This is a genomic window from Micromonospora sp. NBC_01405 (assembly GCF_045040155.1).
Taxonomy (GTDB): Bacteria; Actinomycetota; Actinomycetes; order Mycobacteriales; family Micromonosporaceae; genus Micromonospora.
On the sequence record NZ_CP109532.1, the window covers coordinates 3,043,956 to 3,064,564 of the forward strand.

Consider the following 20,609-nt stretch of genomic DNA (forward strand, 5'->3'; position numbering starts at 1 on the left):
GCAGGATGATGCCAGCAGTCCAACGCGAGATCCCCCGTCACACCGGGGCGTTGGCGCTCCGGCGGCAAAAGTTAAACACCACGCAGCGTAGAAGGCAAGGAAACTTTGAGTAACGAGTGGAAGCGAGCGCATCGACTGTCTGCACTGGCTAGTCGGATCGCTGCGCTAGCAAATGCTCAGCAGAGACGCTAGCGACCTCGTGCATGGTTGCGAATCCTTGAGTATCGATGATCGTTGTGCGTGCCATGGTAGGTGCTGCGATCATGACGAACCGGCGGTTGACGGGCCTGTCCCGCTCGGTGATTGAGAGCCTGGTCAGCGAGGTGGGGCCGCAGTGGCGGGCACAGCACCGTGACCGGCTCGCCTCGCGGACACGCCGTCGCCGGGTCGGATCAGGAGCCAAGCACCGGTTCGGGTTCGTTGATCGGCTGCTGGCCACGCTGGTGCATCTACGCCACGGGCTGACCCACGATGTGGTCGCTGCCTGGTTCGGGGTGCACCGCTCGACGATTAGCCGCAGCATCGCCGAGGTCCGGCCGCTGCTGGCCGAGCGCGGTTGCCTGGTGCACGACGGCGTCCGGCTCCGGACCCTCTCCGACGTGGTGGCCTACCTCGGGCACCACCCGCAGGCATTGATGGACGCCACCGAGGTGCGGGTGCGTCGGCCGGTGGCCGGCCGTGCGGGTCGGGACCGGTTCGTGTCCGGCAAGGCCCGGCTCAACACCATGAAAGCCCTGGTGATCTGTGATCCGCTCGGTCGGCTGCTGTTCTGCGGCGAGACCCGTCCGGGCTCGATGCACGACATCACCCAGGCCCGCACCGCCGGCCTGGTCGACCTTCTCCTGCAAGCGCCACTCGGCGTGCGGATCCTCGCCGACGCCGGCTACCAGGGCCTCGGCACCGATACCGCTGGCGCGGTCATCACCCCGAGACCCAAGCCACGCAAACGCCAGACCTCCCTACCACCGAGCGTCATCGCCGCACACGAGGCGACCCGCAAACGGCACTCCTCCCAACGCATCCGCGTCGAGCACGCCATCGGACACCTGAAGAACTGGCGGATCCTCGGCCGCTACCACGGCCGACGCGAGTCCTTCGACACCACCATCCGCGCGATCGCCGGTCTCCTGTCCGAGCACCAACATACCGACCGCACCGAGCACAACGCCCGGCGAATCAGGGCCCTACCCGCCACGCCCCAGATTCGATGAGACGGTGCGCTGCTTTTCTACCGTCAACCGTGCACGAGGTCGTAATTGAGATCATCGACACGATGCCGAACCGCAGAGGGGGCAAGGTCAAACCCGCAGTCACGAATCCCGGCGACGACCCCGACGAAGCAGGGCTTTCGCCGGTGCCGTACCGGTTCACGCTCCGCAAGGGCACGTTCAACCGGGACGCTTTCACCGTGGTCGAGGGCTGCCTCGCCGCAAGCCCGCTTCCACCCCGGCTCGTCGATCAATGAGCGGCCAACCAGACCGACAACGACCTGCAGGCCGACCGTGAGCTTTTGCCGACGGAGTCTGCGGTGCGGCTCGCGTCGATCTCTCCGTCGAACCTCCACCGGCCGACCGGCGAGTCGCCCAGGTAGACGACCTCGGAGAGGGTACGGCCCATCGGATCGTGGGTGGCCTGGTACCCCTCGCCCAGCCGGCGTCGTCCGTCCGGTCGTATCGGCCGGCGACTAGGTCGTCCTGAGACAGAGCCGAATGTGAGACAGAGCCCAGATTCCGGTGCACGGATCGCGTTCGTGGGCGGTAGCGGCCCGACCGCCACCTGAAAGGACGGCGGTGCGGGTTCACCGCACGATGTCGACACAGACCGTGCGGGACCGTGACGGAGTGACCGCCGGGTCGGCAGCGCGCTCGCCAGCGCCGCCAGGAGCTACCAGTTCGCAGCGTCGGTGAGGCAGAACGGGTGCCCGGCTGGCGAGATCAGCACGCGCCACGTCTCGCCCGGTTGGGGGTCCGCCAGCGTCGCACCGAGGCCGAGGGCATGGTCCTCGGTCGCAGGGATGTCGTCGCAGGCGAGGTCGAGGTGAAACTGCTTGCGTCCGCCCTCGTCGGGCCATGTCGGCGGCTGGTGATCGGCGACGAGTCCGATCCCCAGCGTGGGTGCTCCCGAGGGTCCCGTCAGCATTGCGTACTCCTTCTGCTGGAGGGCCACCTCCCAGCCGAGCAGGCCGGCCCAGAACGTCGCCTCGGCGGCGACGTCCCCGGCGTCCAGCGTGGTCATCTTCAAGGTGGCGGTCGGTGCGGTTACAGCGGTATCGGTCATGTCCCGATCGTCCCTAGGCTGGCCGGGTGCCGACTAGCAAATACGCGACGACCACGAGTGCTGGGATCCTGCGACCCGAGGAACTCGCGCGGTACGTCTCGAGCGAGCGGACCGATACGGCCCCGGTGCTCTCGCGGTGGGTCGAGTACCACTGGACGCTGTGCTGGGATCTGTCACCCGGCACCACGTACACGAGCTCGGTTGTGCCGCACCCTTCGTGCAACGTTACCGTCGAACGAGGTGCCGCGCGCCGGCCCGAGGCGGCCGGCGAGGAGGTGCTCGTGACTGGTGTGGTGACCCGCCGTTTCGACTTCGACGTGCACGGTCGCGGTTGGGTGCACGGGGTCAAGCTCCGGCCGGGAGCGCTGACCGCGCTGACCGGCCATGACGCCAAGGCTCTTGTCGACCGGACCGTCACCGCCAAGGAAGTGCTGCCCATCATCGTCCACGAAAAGCTCGACAACCTCGCCGCCGGGATCTCGCCTGCCGAGGCGACGGCCGCAGCCTGCGCCGCGCTCGAACGACTCCTGCCTGCCGAGGCCGACTCCGCGTACGACCTGCTGCTGCGAGTCGTCGCCGACATGCTGGCCGACCGATCGCTGCTGCGCGTCGACGAGATCGTCGAGCGCCACGGCATCGGGCGTCGCGCGCTCGAGCGGCTCTTCGCGCGCTACCTCGGCGTCGGACCCAAGCGGGTGCTGGCCCGCTACCGCATGCACGATGTCGTCACCGCCCTCGACGAGGGGTACGCCGGATCGCTGGCCGAACTCGCGGCCACCTATGGGTGGTTCGACCAGGCACACTTCGGCCGCGACTTCGCCGCGCTGGTCGGCTGCCCGCCCAGCACCTACCGACATCGCCCGCAGTGATCCCGTTGGGTCGGGCAGGCGACCCCAGTCGCGGCGGAAGCACCGCCGTGGCGGCGCTGAGGTCCTCCACGTGACCCCGCTCATCCGGTTCCCCACGCCTGGCGTCCGGTCCCAAAGGAGCCCTACTCCGGCTGATCTTGGTGGGCAGGGTGGGGTGACCGGTGGGAGCGGGGTCACGTCGGCGGGGAGCGAACTGGTTCAGGCTGCGGCACGGCGTCCAACCCCGGCAGTGCGAACCATTCCGACGAGGCGGCGCACCGCAGACGCGGTGCGCCGCGCGAGGCGGAACATTCGCCCGCTCGTCAGAAGGATGCGGCGTACGGGCGCTCGGGCATGTTGTCGAACGGTTCGAACAGGCTGGCGATCGTCTTGGCATGTAGCTTGCCGGGATTGGTCATCAGCATGGCGTAGTCGCTGTCCTGGAAGAGCGTGTCCAGGATGCCCTCCCAGTCGTAGTCGGCGGTGGATTCGGGGAGCTGCTCCAAGTCGTCGTCGAAGGCGCCGAGTTCGAGTTCGACGGTGGCGCGGTCGGTCATGAGGTGCAGGGCCATCTCTTCGGCGTTGGTACGGGGGTGGGGTTCGACGCCGTGGGCGAGGTCCGCGGCCAGGTCGAGGAACGCGGTGCGGAACCGCTCCACCGCGACCGGGGACAGATACCGGAAGAACGGCGGGAACGCCTCCCAGCCATCCGGGTCCTCGAACGCCGCCGTGACCTCGTCGCTGAGGATCTCCGCAGCGGTGTGCAGCAGCAGCGCGGTCCGTGGGGTGATCACCGGCGGCATGCAGGTGTCGCACTCGCCGCTGTCGCATGCAGTGCAGTCGAGGCATCCATCGGCGCACGTCGTGCAGGTGTCGCATCCACCCGTCGGGCAGCCGGTGACCGGGAAGCTGGCGAATCCTGCGGTCGCTCGGCGTCGCAGGTGCACGGCCAGGGCATGAGGGTTGGTATCGAGGGCATCGACGATCGAGGTGACCGCGGCGCGGACCGGGCCCGGCTCGGCGTCGAGCGCGGCCAGCAACCGGTCCCGGGTCTGCTTGGGCGGGTGCCCGGCGGTCATCAGGTTCAACAGATCCGCGACGGTGTCAGCTCTCTCCGGAGTGGGGAACGTGGCCAGGCCCTCCACCGTTTCCCCGCCGCCGTGGTCGACGATGGCGAACACCCGGTGGGTACTGGCGGTGTGCTGCGGCAGGAAGCCGTGATAGGTCGTCCTCATCTGGGAGTCCTTCTAATGGTTGGGCCCACTCAACGGGCGGGCTCCGCGAGGGAGAGAGCATGACGGGGCTGCACGTCGCGGTACGTCCACAACGCCGGTGCCCAGGAAGATTCGCGGCTGCCTGCCAGGGTTCGACCCTGGCCGCGTGACCAGATACCTGACTATCAGAGTCAGACCTACCAGGCAAGCTCGATCTTCAACAGAACGCCGCTGCGCCCCTCGCCGGATCCGACTTCCCAGCATGGCGAAGGGTGGCCGTCGCACCCCGCTCTGGTCGGGGTGATCGGGGGTGCTCCGTGGGTGCTCGGACGTCGGGGAACTGGCCCAGGCGGACTGGACTGAGCCGGATTCTCGACTCTACTTCTGAGTGGAAGGCATATTGATGAATGCCGCACTAATCCCGTACCTGCAATAACGCATTCGGATCGGGGTGGACGGGGCTGGAATTGACTGGACAAGTCGCTTTACGCATTGAAGCATGTGACTACGGATCAGAAGGTTAGGGGTTCGAGTCCCTTCGGGCGCACTTGTTTGACCAGGGAAGATAGCCGATCGGCTATCTTCCCTGTCGTCGTGTGAGTCACGTGTGAGTCATGGCTGTGGCACACGTTCGTGGGCTCGCACGGCAACCCTGAGCTGCTGACCTGTGTGGCGGCGCAACAGGTTCGTCAGATAGGTGCGCTCGAAGGGCTCGGACTCCCAACTTCTCGTTTGTAGTCGGACTCAATCTGATTGAGGAAGATTATGACGTTCGGTGGGTTGGCGTCCGGTTCTCATGTTCCGGCGGCTCATGTCTGTTCGGCGGCGCTGCGGGCTCTGCTTGTTGTGGGCCCGGGCTGCTGGAGTGGGTGCTGATGCGCACCTCGGATGGCTTGGGCCGGGTGTACCGGCGGTGTGGCTGCCGCGACGAGGCGACGGGCAAGCAGTTCGGCACGCGCTGCGAGCGGCTGGCGGACCTCAGTCATGGTTGCTGGTACTTCTCTGTGCAGGTCGCCGGTGCCGATGGTGGCCGTGATCGGGTCCGTCGGGGCGGGTTCGCCACCCTGGCCGAGGCGGAACGGGCCTGCTGGGAACTGTCCCAATTGCCGGGGCCGGAGGCGGTGGCGCGGACCTGGACCGTGCGACGCTGGCTGCACTTCTGGCTGTCCGAGTTGGAGGGCCGGTTGAGGCCCACGACGGTGCTCAACTACCGCAGCGTCGTGGACAGGTATCTGATCCCGCACCTGGGCCGCTTCCGGTTGAGCAAGCTGCGCACGAAGACCGTTCAGCGGGCCATGGACGCGATCTGCCGTCAGGTCGTGCGCGGAGGCCGGCTGATCTCGCCGGGCAGCGTGAGCCGGATCCGCGCGGTGCTGCGCAGCGCGTTGTCGGAGGCGAGACGGCAGGGCATCGTTGGCCACAATCCCGCCCGGAATCTGCGGCTGCCGAACGGTGCGCGCCCGCATGCGGTGGTCTGGGATGACGAGCATGAGGCGGTGTGGCGTGAGACCGGCGTGCGCCCACGGGTCGCGGTGTGGGATCTGAACAATCTGGCGCGGTTCCTGGAGGCGGTGCGCGACGATCCGCTGTTCGTGTTGTGGTGGCTGGTGGCCCTGCGCGGCCCGCGTCGGGGCGAGATGGCGGGCCTGCGTTGGGAGGATGTCGACCTGGCCGCGGGGGAGTTGACGATCAGGGAGCAGGTCATCGTCATCGGTGGACGGGAGCACATCGGTCCGCCCAAGTCGATGGCGGGGGTGCGGACGTTGGCTCTCGACGAGGCGACGGTGAAGCTGTTGTGGGAGTTGTGGCACGAGCAGCGGCGCCGCCGCGGCAGGGTTGATCCGAAGGGGCGAGTGTTCGTCCACGCGAACGGGCGTCCGGTGCGCCCGGACTGGCTGACGCGCTTGGACGGCAAGTCCTCTTCGCTGGCGCGATGGCGCAGGTCGCAACCGTTTGTGACCTACCCGGCGCAGGAGCGCGTAGCCGTGTTCATCGACTTCGAGAACCTGGTGTGCGGTGCCGGCAAGGGTCTGCCCGGCCAGAGTGCCCCGATTCCCGCCACCGCCCTGACGTACATCAACACGTGGCAGGGTTGGCTCTACCTGGCCACCGTCATCGATCTCGCATCACGCCGGGTCGTCGGCTGGGCCGTGGCCGACAAACCTGAAGACCGACCTGGTCGACGCCGCCCTCGCCGATGCTCTCGCCCGCCGCCGACCCGAGCCCGGGCTGGTGTTTCATTCCGACCGCGGCACGCAAGGCGGATTCAACCGGTGGTTGCAACACCGGGTTGCTGGAGTGATCGTAGGTGTTCGTCAAGGACTTCGGCTGGGGTCTTCCAGCCGAGGGTTTTCCGGGGTCGGCTGTTGAGGGCGTGGGCGACGGCGTTGATCTCGTCGGCGCTCCATCGGGATAGGTCGGTGCCTTTCGGAAAGTACTGCCGCAGCAGCCCGTTGGTGTTCTCGTTGGTGCCGCGTTGCCAGGGGCTGTGGGGGTCGGCGAAGAACACCGGGACGCCGGTTTCGACCGTGAAGCGTGCGTGCGCCGACAACTCCTTGCCGCGGTCCCACGTCAGCGACCGGCGCAGTTGCTCGGGCAGTTGGGTGATCGTCTCGGCGAGGGCTTTGCTCATCGTGATGGCCCCGTAGCCGGCGAGAGCGGGGCCGTTCTTCGTCCGCGGGATCACACCCCAGCCGGCCTCACGTGGCAGGTGGATCAGCATCGTGAATCTCGTCGTCCGCTCGACCAGTGTCCCGATCGCGGAGCGCTGCAACCCGATGATCAGATCTCCTTCCCAGTGCCCGGGGACGGCGCGGTCGGCGACTTCAGCGGGCCGTTCACTGATCAGGGTGTCGCTGGTGACGTGCGCCCATGCGCGTTGCTTCGTGCGGGCTCGGGGAACGCGAAGCGCCCGACCGGTCCGCAAGCAGGTGACGAGTTCGCGCTTGAGGGCGCCGCGGCTCTGGACATAGAGCGCCTGGTAGATCGCCTCGTGGCTGATGCGCATGGACTCATCCTCCGGGAACTCGGCCCTGAGCCTGCGGGAGATCTGCTCCGGGCTCCACCCGGTCGTCCATGCCCGATCGGCCCGGTGGGGTTTGTTGCGGCCCTTCCACTGCGGGCCCTGCGGGCCGGTGACCGGCCGGCCGTGCGCTGTCCGGATCGCGCCCGCAAGCCGTTGCTGGACGTACTCTCGGAGCCGCTCATTGGCCAGCAGCTTCGCGGTCTTCGGCCGGCGGGCTCGACGCTCCGCATGCCACTGCGCGGTCGAGGCCTTGTAGTCCAACCGGTACGTCCTGGTCGAGGCGTTGCGCCGCAACTCGCGCGAGATCGTCGACGGGTCTCGGCCGAGCTGGCGTGCGATCTCACGAACGCCCATGCCTTGCGCCCGCGACAGAGCGATGTCCTCTCGTTCGCTGAACGACAAATGGCGGCCCGACACCGTCGGCGGCAAGGCAGGATTCACGCCGCCAGCGTGCCGGAACCAACGGAACCCGACCGGCGAGGACACGCCAGCCGCCGCGGCCGCGTCCTCGGTCATCACACCCGATCGGATCGCAGCCCAGAACTTGACCCGGTCCTCACGCCACGCCACCGTCGGCCGTCCCGGCGAGGGGATCTGACCCCGATACTCCCGAACCTGCTTCTGCCTCGGCCCGTACGCCATCCCTCCACCTCTCCGACAAGGTGTTGCGACGACCGGTTGAATCCGCCCAATACGTCAGCGCCCAGCACGCCCGCCTCGCACACCGTCACGACATCCGCCTGTCCGTCGGCCGGCGCGGACAGTGCTGGGACAACGCAGTCGCCGAGTCGTTCTTCGCCACCATCAAAACCGAACTCCTGCACCGCCAGGCCTGGCCCACCCACCAAGCCGCCCGCCAGGCCATATTCGAATACATCGAGAGCTGTACAACACCCGCCGCCGACACTCAACACTCGGCTACCTCAGCCCTGCGGCTTTCGAGGCCACCAGCTCACAACCGCTACCGATCGACCAAGCCGCCTAACTAAGATCAACACAACGACCCTGTCCGTCGAAACGGGTCAAGCCCATACGTGCGGGCGCAACCGTACGAGGGATTGCACCAGATCCTCGGTGAGCGGGAGATTGATCCCAGCCTCCCGTCAATCGACTTTCGGGCCTTCAGCCTCTTCAACGGGTGGCCTGCTCACGGTCCTGACCGGTTCCCCTGCCGGGCAACGGAGCAGGTCGAGCGGGTCGGTACGGACACCGAACCGGTGCCGCAGCGCCCGCCCGGCGGCGTGCAGGCCGGACATCCCGTGCACGGCCGGGCCCGGCGGGGTCGAGGCCGAGCAGAGGTACACGCCGGGCAACGGGGTCCGGTACGGGTCCCACCGGGGCACCGGGCGCATCACCAGTTGCCACGGCGTGACCGCCCCGCCGGAGATGTCCCCGCCGACGTAGTTCGGGTTGTGCGCGGCGGCCCGCGCCGCCGGTACGACGTGCGTGGCCAGGATCAGGTCACGGAAGCCCGGCGCGAAACGTTCCACCTGCGCCACGATCTGGCCGCTGACGTCGCGCGGCGAGCCGTTCGGCACGTGCGCGTACGTCCAGAGCACCTGCCGGCCGGCGGGCGCGCGGCTCGGGTCGACGACACCGGGCTGTACCGCCAGCACGTACGGGCGGTCCGGGTGCCGACCGCGCAGCACGGCGGTCTCCGCAGCCTGGGCCTCGGCGGCCGAACCGACCAGGTGCAGGGTGCCGGCGCTGGCGCAGTTCGGTTCCGCCCACGGCACCGGGCCGGCGAGCGCGAAGTCCACCTTGCACGCGGCCCCGCCGTACCGGAAGGAGCGCAGCCGACGCGCATAGCCGGCGGGCAGCCGCTTCCCGGCGATGCGCAGCAGCCCGGCGGGCGAGACGTCGAGCAGGACCGCGCGGGCCGGCGGCAGTTCGGCCAGGTCGTCGATCCGGACACCGGTCACCACCCGACCGCCGAGCTGCCGTAGTCGGGTCACCATCGCATCGGTGATCGTCCGGCTGCCGCCTACGGGGATCGGCCAGCCGACCGAGTGCCCCAGGGTGGCCAGCAACAGCCCGGCCCCGGCCGGCGCGAGCCGGCGGGGCGGGGCGATGGCATGCGCGGCTACCCCGGCCATCAGCGCGGCGGCCTCCTCGCCACGGAAGCGGGTCGCCCCCACCGGCGTGCCCTGTTCGAGCGTGCGCATCCCGAGCAACAGCGCGGCGAGCGGATCGCCGGGCATCCCACGCAGGTCGGACATGGCGGTGTCGACCACACCCTTCCAGCGCCGCACCAGAGGACCGAGCAGGGACAGCCAAGCCGCCCCGTCCCGGCCTAGCCCATCGGCGGTACGGTCCAGGTCCCGCCAGGCCAGCGCCGCCCGGCCACCGTCGAGCGGGTGCGCGTACGCGATCTCCGGTTGCCGCAGCCGTACGCCGTGCGCGGCCAGGTCGAAGGCGCGGAAGAACGGCGAGCCGAGCGCCATCGGGTGCACCGCCGAGCAGACGTCGTGCCAGAACCCGGGCAGGGTCAGTTCCTCGGTGCGGGTGCCACCGCCGATGGTGTCTGCCGCCTCGTAGACCTGGACGGTCAGTCCCGCCGAGGCGAGCACCAGCGCGGCGGCCAGCCCGTTGGGGCCGGAGCCGACCACCACCGCGTCCAATCCGCCGGTGCCGCCGGTCCCCGCCCGGCTATCCGTCTCCGATCCCATGTCGTCCGCCCTCCTCAGACCAGTGCCTGCTCAGCGGCCAGGCTGGCGTAGAGCGCATCGGTCCGGACCAGGTCCGGATGCGAACCGACGGAGCGCGCCTCGCCGTTCTCCAACACCACGATCTGGTCGGCGGCGAGCACCGTGGAGAGCCGGTGCGCCACCACGAGCACCGTGGTCCGGCGGGAGATGTCCAGGATCACCTCACGCAACGCGGCCTCGTTGGTGGCGTCCAGTTGCGAGGTCACCTCGTCGAGCAGCAGCAGCCGGGGCCGGCGTAGCAGCGCCCGGGCCACCGCGATCCGCTGCCGTTCCCCGCCGGACACGGAGAGCCCCCGGTGCCGGATCGGGGTGTCCAGGTCCCCGCCGAGGCGCTCCAGCAGGGAATCGAGCCGGGTGGTCCGCAGCACCGCGCGGATCTCCTCGTCGGAGGCGCCGGGCGTCGCGTACGCGACATTCTCCCGCAGCGTTCCGGCGAGCACGGAGACGTCCTGCTCGACGTAGCCGATCGCGGCCCGCAGTTCGCCCAGCGGCCAGTCGGCCAGTGGCCGTCCGTCGAACAGGATCCGGCCCTGCCGCGGTTCGTGGAAGCGCTCGATCAGGGCGAGCACCGTGGTCTTGCCCGACCCGGACGGACCGACCAGGGCCGTCAGCCCGCCGGCCGGCACGGTCAGCGTGAGGTCCCGCAGGGCCGGCTCGTCCCGGTCCGGGTAGCCGAAGAAGACCCCCTCGAACACCACCTCCGCTGGCGGGCCGTCAGCCCGTCGCGCGCCCCGGGGGATCTCGGTAGCAGCCGCGGCAGTGGCCCGGACCGGCGTCGCCGGGGGAAGGTCGATCGGCTCGGTGGGCAGCGCGTCGATCTCGGCGATCCGGGTCAACGCCGCCCGCCCGACCTGCAGATAGGTGCTGGCGCCCACGAGCTGCATCACCGGCTGACTCAGGTAGGCCACGTAGAGCAGAAAGGCCACCAGCGCCGAGACCGGCATCGCGCCGCTGGCCACCCGCGCGCCGCCGACCCCGAGCACCACCAGGAACGCGACCTGGATGGCCAGGCCGGCGCTGGTTCCGGCGACCGAGCCCCAGCGGGCCAGGCTCACCCCCTGGCGGTACGCGGTGAGTGCCGCCTCGTCGATCCGGGCCGCCTCGGTGGGCTCGGTGCCGGAGGCCTTCATGGTGGTGAAGGCGCCCAGCGCACGCTCCAGAGCGGCGCCCATGTCGCCCACCGACTCCTGCGAGAGCAGCGCGGCGGTCCGGATCCGGGGCATCAGCAACCCCATGATCAGCACCAGCAGCACCACCACCACCGCGGTCACCCCGAGCAGGGCCAGGTCGACAACCGCCATCAGCAGCACCGCGCCGAGCAGCATGACTCCGCCGGTGAAGAGGTCGATCAGGGACTGGCTGGCGATCTGCCGCAGCAGCATGGTGTCCCCGGCGACCCGGGCCAGCAGGTCACCGGGGGCCTGCCGTTGCAACGCCGGCACGGTGAGCCGCAGCAGGTGCCGGACCAGACCACGCCGCCCGTCCAGGGCGACCGCTTCGGCGGTACGCAGGATCAGGTAGTTGCCGAAACCGAGCAGCACGGCGGCGAGCAGCACGAGCCCGGTCAGCGCGGCCAGCGCCCGACCCACCCCCTGCTCGGCGGTGAGGCCGTCGATCAGGGCCTTGGCCGCCAGCGGCTGGGCCAGCCCCAGCAGGCTCGACGTGAGCAGCAGCGCGGCGGCGGCCAGGAACGGCCCGCGGTGCGGCCGGACGTACCCGGCGATCATGCGGAGCCAGTGCCGGTCCCCGGCCGGGGTCGTGCTCATCGCTCACCCCGGTGGCGGTAGACGTTGACGTACATCGGTTCCGTGCCGGTGAACTCGTTGCCGGCCCAGTCGGCGTGCCGGGCGACGCGGACCAGGCCGGCTTGCTCGGCATACCCGTCGACCTCGTCGGCGGTGGTGAGTCGACTCAGTTCCGAGGCGATCCGGGAGCGGCCCTCCTCGATCCAGATGTGCGCCAGGTGCCAGATCCGGTTCTCCACGTCGATGGTGGAGTACGACAGCAGCCCGGTGTCCTGCCCGGGATAGGGGACGAAGAAGGAGTCCCGGGCCCGGCCCTGGTTGAGCACGGCCAGCGCGAACTCCGGATTGTGGGTCTCCACCACGAGGGTTCCGCCGGGGGCTAGCCGGGCGGCGGCCGCCCGCACGACCCGCTGCTGGTCCGCCGGGTCCAGCAGCATCGACAGCGTGCCGCAGACGCAGTAGACCAGCCCGTACCGCCGGTCGTCCGCCCAGTCGCGGATGTCGCCGTGCACCGGCGTGACCGGGCGGGGTTGGTCGGTGAGGGCGGACCGGAGCGCGTCGAGCATCTCCGGCGAGGAGTCCACGCCGACGATCTCCCCGACCCGGTCTGCCAGCGGCAGGGCGATCCGGCCGGTTCCGACGCCGAACTCCAGGGTGGGCTGCCCGCCGCCCGGGTGCAGGTCGGCGAGGAAGCCGACGAGCGGTTCCACCGCCGGGCCGCCGGGGAAGAGCCGGTCGTAGAAGTCGACGAACTGCCGTCCGTAGCCGATGTCGGCGATCTCGGTCATTTCTGGGTGCCCTCCGACAGCGGTACGAACGGGGAGACCAGCAGGTAGTCCGGCTTGTGGGACTCGTCGTAGCCGGTGCCCCGGGCGATCACGAACTGGAACCCCCGGGGCTGGTCCGGCCCGGGGTGCTGCCGCCGTACGGCGTGCTCGACGAAGTCCCGCATCACCTCGTACGGCGTGGTGGTCGTGATGTCGACGTCGGGGGTGCCCAGGTGCCCGATGAGGTCGGCGCAGATGTCGAAGATCGCCTTGTCCTGCCGGCGTTCCGGGAACCAGACCATCTGCCGCCACTGCCGGGGCGGGATGAGGACGGTCTCGACCCACTTGGTCTGCTCGCCGTCGGCGGTGAGCACGCGGTGCAACAGGTGGAAGTCGTGCTGCGCCGGTTCGGGGGCGAAGAACCGCCAGTTGCCGATGAACAACCCGGGTACGTCGTAGCGGCGGAACCGGTCGAAGACCTGCTGGGGGTGCTGGCTGAGCACGGTCACCCCGAACCAGCCGACCAGGCCGGCGGTGATCGCGGTGGTCAGCGGGCGCAGGTCGGAGCCGACTCGGCGGCTCACCGGTCCCCCTCCACGCCCGGCTCCATGACGTCGTCGACGAACGCGGTGAGAATCTTGACAACCTCTTCGGTCCGCGCGGCGTCGGTGAGGATCTCGTCGTGGTCGGCGTCCTCGACGACGTGTCGCTCGGATCGGGGCGCGGCGGCGGCGAACTCGTCGTGCAGGTCGGCCTGGACGGCGTCGGTGCGCGCGGTCGCTCCCGCCGTCACCACCACCAGCGGTACGTCGATCCGGGGCAGCTGGGCGGCCTCGTCCTCGAAGCGTTCCTGCACCACCTTCCACTCCCGCCGGGCGGCGGCCCACAGTTCGGGGTCGCGGTACTGGGCCAGGGCCAGCTGGCGTACCGACTCCGGCAGCCGGTCGACCCAGGCGGCCCGGGGCAGCAGCGAGCCGAACCCGGCCCGTAGGGAGCCGGGCATGATGGCCAGGGTGCTGGTCAGCGCCTTGCCTCCCTCGGCCTGACGCAGGGAGCGGCGAAGTTCGGCGGGGTGGCTGGAGTCGATCAGGGCGACCCCGCGTACCTGCCCGGCCAGTCGCTCGGCGGCGAGCAGGGCCAGGTAGCCGCCGAGCGAATGGCCGACCAGGATCACCGGGCGCTCGCCGGCCACGTGCCGGGTCAGGTCGACGAGATCGTCCACCATGGTCTCGAACTGGTACTCCCCGCCGCCCTTGTAGCGGCTGGCGCCGTACCCGGCACGCTGGTAGGTCACGGTGGTGAACCGGGTTCCCAGCGGGGCGGCGATCCGCTCCCAGTGCTCCGCCGTGGCGGCCAGGCCGCTCTCCAGCAGCAGCACCGGCGCTTCGGCGCCCGGATCGGCCGGCTGCCCGGCGTACCGGTAGGAGAGGACGTTGCCGGCGGCGGTGGTGAAGGTGCGCTCGTCCCCGCGTCCCCGCTCGATCATCCGCCGCCGCCGGATCCGGGCGATCTGCCCGGCGGCGAAGAGGGCCAGCCCGGCGGCGGCCGCCATGGCGGGCAGGGTGTCGTCGCGACGCACGCCGGTGGCGTCGCCGGTCCGCTCGCGGGGGCGGGTGGTGTAGGCGACCGCGGGGTAGGTGGAGGTGAACGCCCAGAAGAACCGGCCGAGCCCCATGACCCTCGCATTGACCAGGTGGAACGCGCCGGCGGCGGCGAGCAGGTACGGCGCGGGGCGGCCCCGGGCTGCGTAGGCCAGCGGGAAGGCGCACTCCATCGCCAGCACCCCGTGGGCGGTGAGCTTGGTCAGCCTCGGGTAGCGGCGCATCAACTGCCAGACCTGCGGGTCGCCGTAGGTGAGGGTCCGGGTGATGCCGGGCAGTGCGCGCCCGCTGCGCCACGTCTCACTGGGCAGCTTGGCCCAGCCGGACACCGTGTAGGAGAGCACCGACTGAAGCGAGACGAACCAGAGGCAGGCGTCCACGACGGCGGGGCGACGCTGGCCGGCGCGGGCGACGGTGGTGAGCGCCTGTACGAGGAAGGAGACCTGGTCGGCACCGTCGCTGCCGTACAGGTGCTGGGCGTGCAGCGCGGCCTGGCTGCCGGTGAGCACGGCGTTGGCGGCGACCCGTTGCCGCCGGTTGAGCGGAAGCCAGAGCGCGGCCGCCGCGGCGGCCCGGCTGACGTGCAGAGCGGTGACCACCCGGTCGTCGGCGACCAGGTCCAGCGCCCGGGTGAGGCGGGGGGCGTGGGCCTCGAAGGTGCGCCGGTTCACCGCCCAGTTGTTCGCCCCGCCCCGCCGCCGGTCCCGGCCCCGGGTGAGGTACTCCAGGCTGGCGAAGAGGTGGGTCACCGAGCCGATCCGCTCGGTCCAGGTCAACACGGTGGAGCGGTCGAGGACGGCGGGTTGACGGCGTCGGTCACGCCAGAGTGGTTTCTTCATGGGGGCAGCGCTTCCTGACAGTGCGTGCAGAACCGGGGTGGGAGGGTCCGACGGCGGCGGCCGGGTGGGCCGGTGTGCCGTTGCGGCGGCACACCGGCCCGGTACGGCGGCAACCGGTCGCCCGGCCGCGTGCCTAACCGCCTGTTACTTTGGGCGGGGCGTAGGGCTGCCGATGGCGCGCCCCATGGCGTATCCGGCGGCGAAGAGCCCCGCCACCGAACCGACCAGGCCGACCCCGGCCGCCACGGTGACGATGGTCGCCGGGGTGGCCAGCACGGGCATCCCGCCGACGTTGTTGCACGCCTCGTCGGCGTCGATTCGGATCGCGGCAAGATCGGGATCCGCGTTCACCCTCATGGCGAGAACGGACATGGATCACCTCCTGACTGACAGTGTCGGTTGTCGGCAATCACTGCGGCTTCGGGTACCTGCCCTCGGCCATGTTGCGGGCGATACCCACCATGTAGCCGGCGTGAAGGGCCACGGCGCCGACGGCGACGCCGAGCGCCACCGCTGGGGTGGCGAGCACGGGGGTGAGCCCGGCCAGCCCTTGGGCGGCCCGGTCCTCCTCGCGGAGCTCGCCGAACATCTCCAGGGAGATGTCGTTGGTGTGGTCGACAAGTGCGGTCATCTGATTCACCTCCTTCGGGTAGTCGATTAGCTACAGTGGATGACGGCGCGCACGTCATTTATCTCAGCTAAAAACCGGTGAGTCGCTAGGATGTCCGCTGGAGTCATGAGCGTCAACCAGGTGAGCGATATCCACCCGATCGGCGAGGGGAGGGGAACCACATGGACCAATCGCCTACGGGCACCCTCGCGGAAAAGATCAATAGACTCTTCGAGGTGATCCGCCGACCCGACCGGGAGCACTACCGCAACGAGGAGGTGGCCACCGCCTGCCGCGAGGCCACCGGCGAGAGCTTCTCCACCACCTATCTCTGGCAGTTGCGCAGTGCCCGGCGGACCAACCCCACCAAGCGGCACCTGGAGGCCCTCGCCCAGTTCTTCCAGGTGCCGGCGGCGTACTTCTTCGACGACGAGCAGAGCTCCCGCATCGCCGAGGAGCTGGAGCTGCTCGGCGCGTTGCGGGACAGCGCCGTACGACAGATCGCGCTCCGGGCGATCACCCTCTCGCCGGAGGGGTTGGACACCATCAGCGACATGATCGACGCCATCGGGCGGCGGGAAGCGCGCCGGGCCGGCGCGGACCATCCTGGTCACGGCGACCGGCGCGGCATCGACGGGTCGGCGGGCCGCGATGGCGGTTGATCGGAGCATGTGGCGCCGGTGCCAGCGGATCGTCGACAGGCTGTCGATTCCGACGCCCTTCGAACCGGACCGGTTCGTCGACGCGCTGGCCCAGCAGCGGGGCCGGCCGGTCGAGCTGGTGCCGATGCCCGGTGACGTGAGCCAGTGCGGCGCGCTGGTCGCCACCGACCAGGTCGACTACCTCTTCTACGCCACCAGCACCACCCGGCTGCATCGGGAGCACATCCTGCTGCACGAGGTCGGGCACCTGCTCTGCGGCCACGTGGACGACCGCTCCCTCACCGCCCTACCCCCCGCGCTGCTGCCGAACCTCTCCGCCGACCTGGTCCGCCGGGTGCTCGGCCGCTCCGACTACTCGGCGGCGCAGGAGCAGGAGGCCGAGCTGATCGCCTCGATGATCGCCCAGCGCGCCCGCCGTGGCCCGACCGGCGGCACGTGCCCGGTCGACCCCGAGATGGCCGAGGGGCTGGCTCGGCTCGGCTCGATCTTCGACACCGGCTGACCAGGGTGGGGCGTCGTGCTGACCTGGCTCAACTTCGTCGCCTTGACGCTCGCCATCGTGGTCGCGGCCTACAAGCTCATCCCGCTGGGTGGCAGGCGTCGTCCCGACGGCACCCGCTACCTCTCCGCCTTCTTCCTCTGCATCGGGCTGGGGCTCGCCGTGATGGCGCACCCGGTCCTGGTGGCGATCAGCCGCGTCGAGCCGGTGCCGAACCTCGGTCGGCTGCTCGGCAACGCCCTGGAGATGCTCGCCGCGTACTTCCTTGGCGCGCTCGGCCAGAGCATCGCCCGCCCGGCCGAGACCCGACGCTGGCTGCGCCGGCACGTTGTCCTGCTGGCCGGCGCGACCGTCCTGATGGGGGTACTGCTGGTCAGCGCCGACACCACGTTCACGTTGAACTTCGTCAACGTGTACTCGCAGGACCCGATGGTGGTCGCCTACCTCGTCGTGTTCTTCAGCTACATCGCGGTCTGCCTGGTCACCTTCATCGCCAGCGTTGGCGGCTACGTACGGCACGCTGCCGCCGGGGTGCTGCGGACGGGGCTGAGCCTCGTCGTCGCAGGCACCGCGCTCGGCATCGTCTGGGCTGCGTGGTCCGGGGTGCGGCCCGTGGTCACCCTGGTCACCGGCCGGTCCCTGGCCACCTCACTGCCGATCGGTTCCACGCTGGGCTCGGTCTGCATGCTGCTCTGGCTGATCGGCGCGACCCTGACCGCCTGGGGTGACCGGATCACGGCGCCGCTGCGCTGGCTGCGCGCGCTGCGCCAGCTGCGCCGGATCGAGCCGCTCTGGCAGGCGCTGCGGGCCGCGATGCCGCACATCGCGCTCGACACCAGCGGCGGCTGGCCGTTCCCCCGCGCGGAGTTCGCGCTCTACCGGCGGGTGATCGAGGTCCGCGACGCGCAGTTGACGCTACGCCCGTACGCGCATCCAGACGTGTCCCGCTGGCTCGGCCCGGAGGTGGACTCGGCCACCGTGGAGGCGGCGATGATCGCCGCCGCCCTCGTCGGCCACGCCCAGGGACGCAACTACCGCGTCGAGCACCCGTTCCAGGACGTGGACGCCTCGCTGGCCTCGGAAAGCGCCTGGCTGGCGCAGGTGGCCCGGCAGTTCGTCGGCTCGGCGGAGGTGGAGCGGGTCCGCCGGCTCGCCGCCGCCGAGGCCGACCGCGCCGACCGGGACCGCTGACCCGCAGCGACTCTGTTCAGGCGCATACGTCGTCTCGCATCGGGCCCGCCATCGTTTTACCTCGCCGCCGAGTCCCTGCACCGCATCATCAGGCGCTGTTGCGTTGGCGGATCGGTGGGTACGCCGGGCCGCGTCAGCGGGCACTGGTCAGATCGCTTGGGCGAGTTCGGTGAACGCGGCGGCCACCCGGGTCGCGGGCGGGACGTCGGTGGCGAGTTCGTAGTGTCCGCGTCGGAGGTTCTACACGAAGGCGTGGCCGGTGATGATCGTCTGGGCGGTGTGGTCGGTGCGTAGTCCGCGCATTGGTCTGAGTCGGTGTTTGAGCTGGCTGTGGTCGGCCTCGATCGGATTGTTGGCGTGCCGTTGGACGTGGTGCCGCGCCGATGGGACCAGGTCCTGGAGCACCCTCGGACAGGCCGGGTTCGCGTCGGTGACAACCTCGCTGGGCGTGACCTTCAGTGTGGTCAGCGGCCGGTGGAAGAACCGCCGGGCCGCCGTGGTGTCCCGACACTTTCGAGACGAGCACGTCGATGACCTGCCCATGCTGGTCCTCGGCCCGGTAGATGTACCGCCAGATCCCGTTGACCTTGACGTAGGTCTCGTAAACGAACCTCATGGTGTGCGCTCAGTCCTTTGTGAGGGTTTCGTCGGCGAGGAACGCGTCGATGGCGGCGAAGGTCTCGTCGGGGGCTTCGCGTATGGGCAGGTGCCCAGCGTCGGGGATCAGCGCGAACCGCGCGTTGGGCACGGCGTCGGCGTAGGCGCGGCCGAAGCCGGCGCTGACCACAGGATCGTTCTCGCCCCAGATCAGCAGGGTGGGGGTCAGTACATCACCGAAGCGGCCGAGCAGGGTGGGATCCTGCAGTGCCTCCCCGCCGTACGCACGAAGAGCGGCCAGGGCGGCCGGCCACGGCCCGCGTGGCGCCGCCTCGGCTGGGGCGGGCACGGCGGAGGGCGGTGGCGGGCCGGGCATGGTGAGGCGGTGTCCTGGGATCCGTGGGCCGATGGCATCGATCAGGACCAGACGTTCGATGCGATGGGCTCGGTCGGTCACTGCCATCTCTGCGGCCACCCAGCCGCCGAACGAGGGTCCGATCACGGTCGCTCTGGTCACCGCGAGTTGGTCGAACAGGTCGAGGTATGTGGCGGCCAGGTCGGTGACGCTGCTCAGCTCATCGGGTCGCTGCGTGCCGCCCCAGCCGGGATGGGTCGGGGCCAGCACCCGGTGGCCTACCGACAGGTGGTCGAGCAGGGTGTCGATGCTGTCCGGGCCAGAGGCACCGTGCAGGACCAGCACGGCCTCGCCCTGCCCGGCCTCGCGCACATTGAGGTTCAGGCCGGGCCGGAGTCGCAGGACCTTCGTGGTGGGAAAAGCGTTCATACGCGCGGGTCTCTTCTCTGGGAGGCAGAGGTCAACGGGTCACTGGGCGTCTGCGTACCTCGCGAACTGGTCTATGAGGCTCTGAGGGGCGTTGTCATTGAAAGAGATCTCGAGGTTGGCGGCGGACTCCGCCGCGGCATCCGCGCTGCGCGGGAACAGGGCCTGCTCGTACGCTGCCAGGGCGGTCTCGATGTCGCCGGGGTGCTCGGCGATGGCCTTGCCGAGTTCGGCTCCGTCGAACATGGCCAGGTTGGCGCCCTCGCCGGCGAACGGCGACATGACGTGGGCGGCGTCGCCGAGCAGCGTGACCCCGGGGACGCGGCCCCAACGGTGCTGGATCGGCAGGCAGTTGATGGTACGTGGGGTCAGAGCGCCGTCGGCTTCGGTGATCAGGGCCCGCAGCTCAGGCGCCCAGTCGGCGAACTGCTCCAGCATGGTGGCTTTGGCCCTGTCGGTGTCGGTGAAGTCGACGCTGGAGATCCACTCCTCGGTCGTCCTGAGCGCGATGTAGAGGTGCAGGCTGCCGTCGGGCTCGCGGTGACCCAAGAGCCCCTTGCCCGCGCCGAGGGCCATCAGCATGCCGGGGCCGACCACGGCGGCGGGACCGGGGTGACGGGTGTCGGCATCGAACAGGTCGACCTCGACGAACGACACCCCGGAGTAGGCCGGCTTGGCGTCGGACAGCAGTGGACGGATCCGTGACCAGGCGCCGTCTGCACCGACCAGCACGTCGGCCGTGGCCGTCGAGCCATCGACGAAACTCAGCTCCTGCCGTCCGTCGCCGACCGGGCGGACGCCGGCGACCTTCATTCCCCAGTGGATCGTGTCGTGCGGCAGCGAGCCCAGCAGCAACTGCCGCAGCTGCCCGCGATCGACTTCCGGACGGGTGCCATTGCCCTCGTCGGATTCCGCAGCATGCTGGACGTTGTGCTTGTCCAGAATCCGCATCGCTTCGCCACCGGCGTGAATGATGCCCTCGAACTGCTCGAACAAGCCCGCCTCGCGCAGCGCGACCTGCCCGTTGTAGTCGTGGATGTCCAGCATGCCGCCCTGGGTGCGCGCTTCCGGCGAAGCCTCCAGTTCGTAGATGGTCGCGGGGATGCCATGCACGTGCAGGACTCGGGCAAGCGTCAACCCGCCCAGGCCAGCGCCCACGATCGTTACCGTCGGTGTGTTCATGTGTACTCCTGGAGTCTGGTGAGCTTCTCCGCCCACCGTATCGAATGCGTTCGTGACGAACTC

General features: G+C 69.9%; 20 protein-coding genes and 3 pseudogenes. 9 read left to right on the plus strand and 14 right to left on the minus strand.

Translation table 11 applies throughout. The annotated features are described in order from the left end of the window. Positions 1-263: 263 nt before the first annotated feature. On the plus strand, positions 264-1,211 hold the full coding sequence (locus OG559_RS12800) for a transposase family protein (protein ID WP_405115448.1): 948 nt from the start codon (positions 264-266) through the stop codon (positions 1,209-1,211). A gap of 29 nt (positions 1,212-1,240) precedes the next feature. After that, positions 1,241-1,465: a hypothetical protein gene (locus OG559_RS12805; protein ID WP_405115450.1), complete on the plus strand. Its 225-nt coding sequence runs from the start codon at positions 1,241-1,243 to the stop codon at positions 1,463-1,465. A gap of 419 nt (positions 1,466-1,884) precedes the next feature. Here the strand turns inward: OG559_RS12805 and OG559_RS12810 are convergent, their stop codons facing one another. Beyond that, positions 1,885-2,277, minus strand: a complete 393-nt coding sequence (locus OG559_RS12810; RefSeq protein WP_405115452.1) for a VOC family protein — start codon at positions 2,275-2,277, stop codon at positions 1,885-1,887. Positions 2,278-2,303: 26 nt separating this feature from the next. On the opposite strand from OG559_RS12810, the gene OG559_RS12815 reads away from it, so the two are divergent. After that, positions 2,304-3,146 carry a DUF6597 domain-containing transcriptional factor gene (locus OG559_RS12815; protein ID WP_405115454.1) on the plus strand — a complete coding sequence of 281 codons (843 nt, stop codon included), beginning with the start codon at positions 2,304-2,306 and terminating at the stop codon, positions 3,144-3,146. Positions 3,147-3,448: 302 nt separating this feature from the next. Here the strand turns inward: OG559_RS12815 and OG559_RS12820 are convergent, their stop codons facing one another. Beyond that, the gene (locus tag OG559_RS12820; RefSeq protein ID WP_405115456.1) at positions 3,449-4,360 is read right to left on the minus strand and encodes a hypothetical protein; all 912 of its coding nucleotides are present in this window, start codon (positions 4,358-4,360) and stop codon (positions 3,449-3,451) included. A gap of 854 nt (positions 4,361-5,214) precedes the next feature. On the opposite strand from OG559_RS12820, the pseudogene OG559_RS12825 reads away from it, so the two are divergent. Together OG559_RS12825 and OG559_RS12830 are read left to right on the plus strand one after the other, a co-directional pair. Then, positions 5,215-5,625, plus strand: a pseudogene (locus OG559_RS12825) (site-specific integrase); the annotation flags it as partial. Positions 5,626-6,405: 780 nt separating this feature from the next. Continuing rightward, positions 6,406-6,598 (plus strand): annotated as a pseudogene (locus tag OG559_RS12830) (DDE-type integrase/transposase/recombinase); the annotation flags it as partial. 7 nt (positions 6,599-6,605) lie between these two features. Here OG559_RS12830 and OG559_RS12835 read toward each other — a convergent pair. Continuing rightward, a complete protein-coding gene (locus OG559_RS12835) occupies positions 6,606-8,006 on the minus strand; it encodes an IS30 family transposase (protein ID WP_405115458.1) in 1,401 nt (466 codons plus the stop codon). A gap of 20 nt (positions 8,007-8,026) precedes the next feature. Between OG559_RS12835 and OG559_RS12840 the strand changes: the two genes are divergently transcribed. After that, positions 8,027-8,353 (plus strand): integrase core domain-containing protein, encoded by a 327-nt coding sequence (locus tag OG559_RS12840; RefSeq protein WP_405115460.1) that lies wholly within the window; start codon positions 8,027-8,029, stop codon positions 8,351-8,353. Between the two features lie 114 nt (positions 8,354-8,467). On the opposite strand, the gene OG559_RS12845 is transcribed toward OG559_RS12840, so the two are convergent. From OG559_RS12845 to OG559_RS12875, 7 genes are all read right to left on the minus strand, one after another. Beyond that, entirely contained in the window at positions 8,468-10,033 is a 1,566-nt protein-coding gene (locus tag OG559_RS12845; RefSeq protein WP_405115462.1) for a phytoene desaturase family protein, read from the minus strand. Between the two features lie 14 nt (positions 10,034-10,047). Further along, positions 10,048-11,838, minus strand: coding sequence for an ABC transporter ATP-binding protein (locus OG559_RS12850; protein WP_405115464.1), 1,791 nt, complete (start codon positions 11,836-11,838; stop codon positions 10,048-10,050). Beyond that, a complete protein-coding gene (locus tag OG559_RS12855; RefSeq protein WP_405115466.1) occupies positions 11,835-12,605 on the minus strand; it encodes a class I SAM-dependent methyltransferase in 771 nt (256 codons plus the stop codon). Before OG559_RS12855 ends, OG559_RS12850 begins: the two co-directional genes overlap by 4 nt. Beyond that, a complete protein-coding gene (locus OG559_RS12860; protein ID WP_405115468.1) occupies positions 12,602-13,168 on the minus strand; it encodes a hypothetical protein in 567 nt (188 codons plus the stop codon). Before OG559_RS12860 ends, OG559_RS12855 begins: the two co-directional genes overlap by 4 nt. Then, on the minus strand, positions 13,165-15,024 hold the full coding sequence (locus OG559_RS12865) for an alpha/beta fold hydrolase (RefSeq protein WP_405115470.1): 1,860 nt from the start codon (positions 15,022-15,024) through the stop codon (positions 13,165-13,167). The genes OG559_RS12860 and OG559_RS12865 overlap by 4 nt, the downstream gene beginning before the upstream one ends. Positions 15,025-15,168: 144 nt before the next feature. After that, positions 15,169-15,396 (minus strand): hypothetical protein, encoded by a 228-nt coding sequence (locus OG559_RS12870; RefSeq protein WP_405115472.1) that lies wholly within the window; start codon positions 15,394-15,396, stop codon positions 15,169-15,171. A gap of 37 nt (positions 15,397-15,433) precedes the next feature. Continuing rightward, the gene (locus OG559_RS12875) at positions 15,434-15,655 is read right to left on the minus strand and encodes a hypothetical protein (RefSeq protein ID WP_405115474.1); all 222 of its coding nucleotides are present in this window, start codon (positions 15,653-15,655) and stop codon (positions 15,434-15,436) included. 161 nt (positions 15,656-15,816) lie between these two features. Here OG559_RS12875 and OG559_RS12880 point away from each other — a divergent pair, with 161 nt between their 5' ends. From OG559_RS12880 to OG559_RS12890, 3 genes are read left to right on the plus strand one after another with little or no spacing between them, the layout of a single operon-like run. Then, positions 15,817-16,296: an XRE family transcriptional regulator gene (locus tag OG559_RS12880; protein ID WP_405115476.1), complete on the plus strand. Its 480-nt coding sequence runs from the start codon at positions 15,817-15,819 to the stop codon at positions 16,294-16,296. Next, complete coding sequence (locus OG559_RS12885) at positions 16,286-16,798, plus strand: hypothetical protein (protein WP_405115478.1); 513 nt, start codon at positions 16,286-16,288, stop codon at positions 16,796-16,798. Before OG559_RS12880 ends, OG559_RS12885 begins: the two co-directional genes overlap by 11 nt. A gap of 15 nt (positions 16,799-16,813) precedes the next feature. Then, positions 16,814-17,986: an MAB_1171c family putative transporter gene (locus OG559_RS12890; RefSeq protein WP_405115480.1), complete on the plus strand. Its 1,173-nt coding sequence runs from the start codon at positions 16,814-16,816 to the stop codon at positions 17,984-17,986. Between the two features lie 240 nt (positions 17,987-18,226). On the opposite strand, the gene OG559_RS12895 is transcribed toward OG559_RS12890, so the two are convergent. The 4 genes and pseudogenes from OG559_RS12895 to OG559_RS12910 all read right to left on the minus strand — a co-directional run bounded on the left by OG559_RS12895 (position 18,227) and on the right by OG559_RS12910 (position 20,546). Then, positions 18,227-18,529 carry a DDE-type integrase/transposase/recombinase gene (locus OG559_RS12895; RefSeq protein ID WP_405115482.1) on the minus strand — a complete coding sequence of 101 codons (303 nt, stop codon included), beginning with the start codon at positions 18,527-18,529 and terminating at the stop codon, positions 18,227-18,229. Between the two features lie 13 nt (positions 18,530-18,542). After that, positions 18,543-18,602, minus strand: a pseudogene (locus tag OG559_RS12900) (hypothetical protein); the annotation flags it as partial. Between the two features lie 9 nt (positions 18,603-18,611). Beyond that, complete coding sequence (locus OG559_RS12905; protein ID WP_405115484.1) at positions 18,612-19,367, minus strand: alpha/beta fold hydrolase; 756 nt, start codon at positions 19,365-19,367, stop codon at positions 18,612-18,614. Between the two features lie 39 nt (positions 19,368-19,406). After that, positions 19,407-20,546, minus strand: coding sequence for an FAD-dependent oxidoreductase (locus OG559_RS12910; protein ID WP_405115486.1), 1,140 nt, complete (start codon positions 20,544-20,546; stop codon positions 19,407-19,409). Positions 20,547-20,609 lie beyond the last annotated feature (63 nt).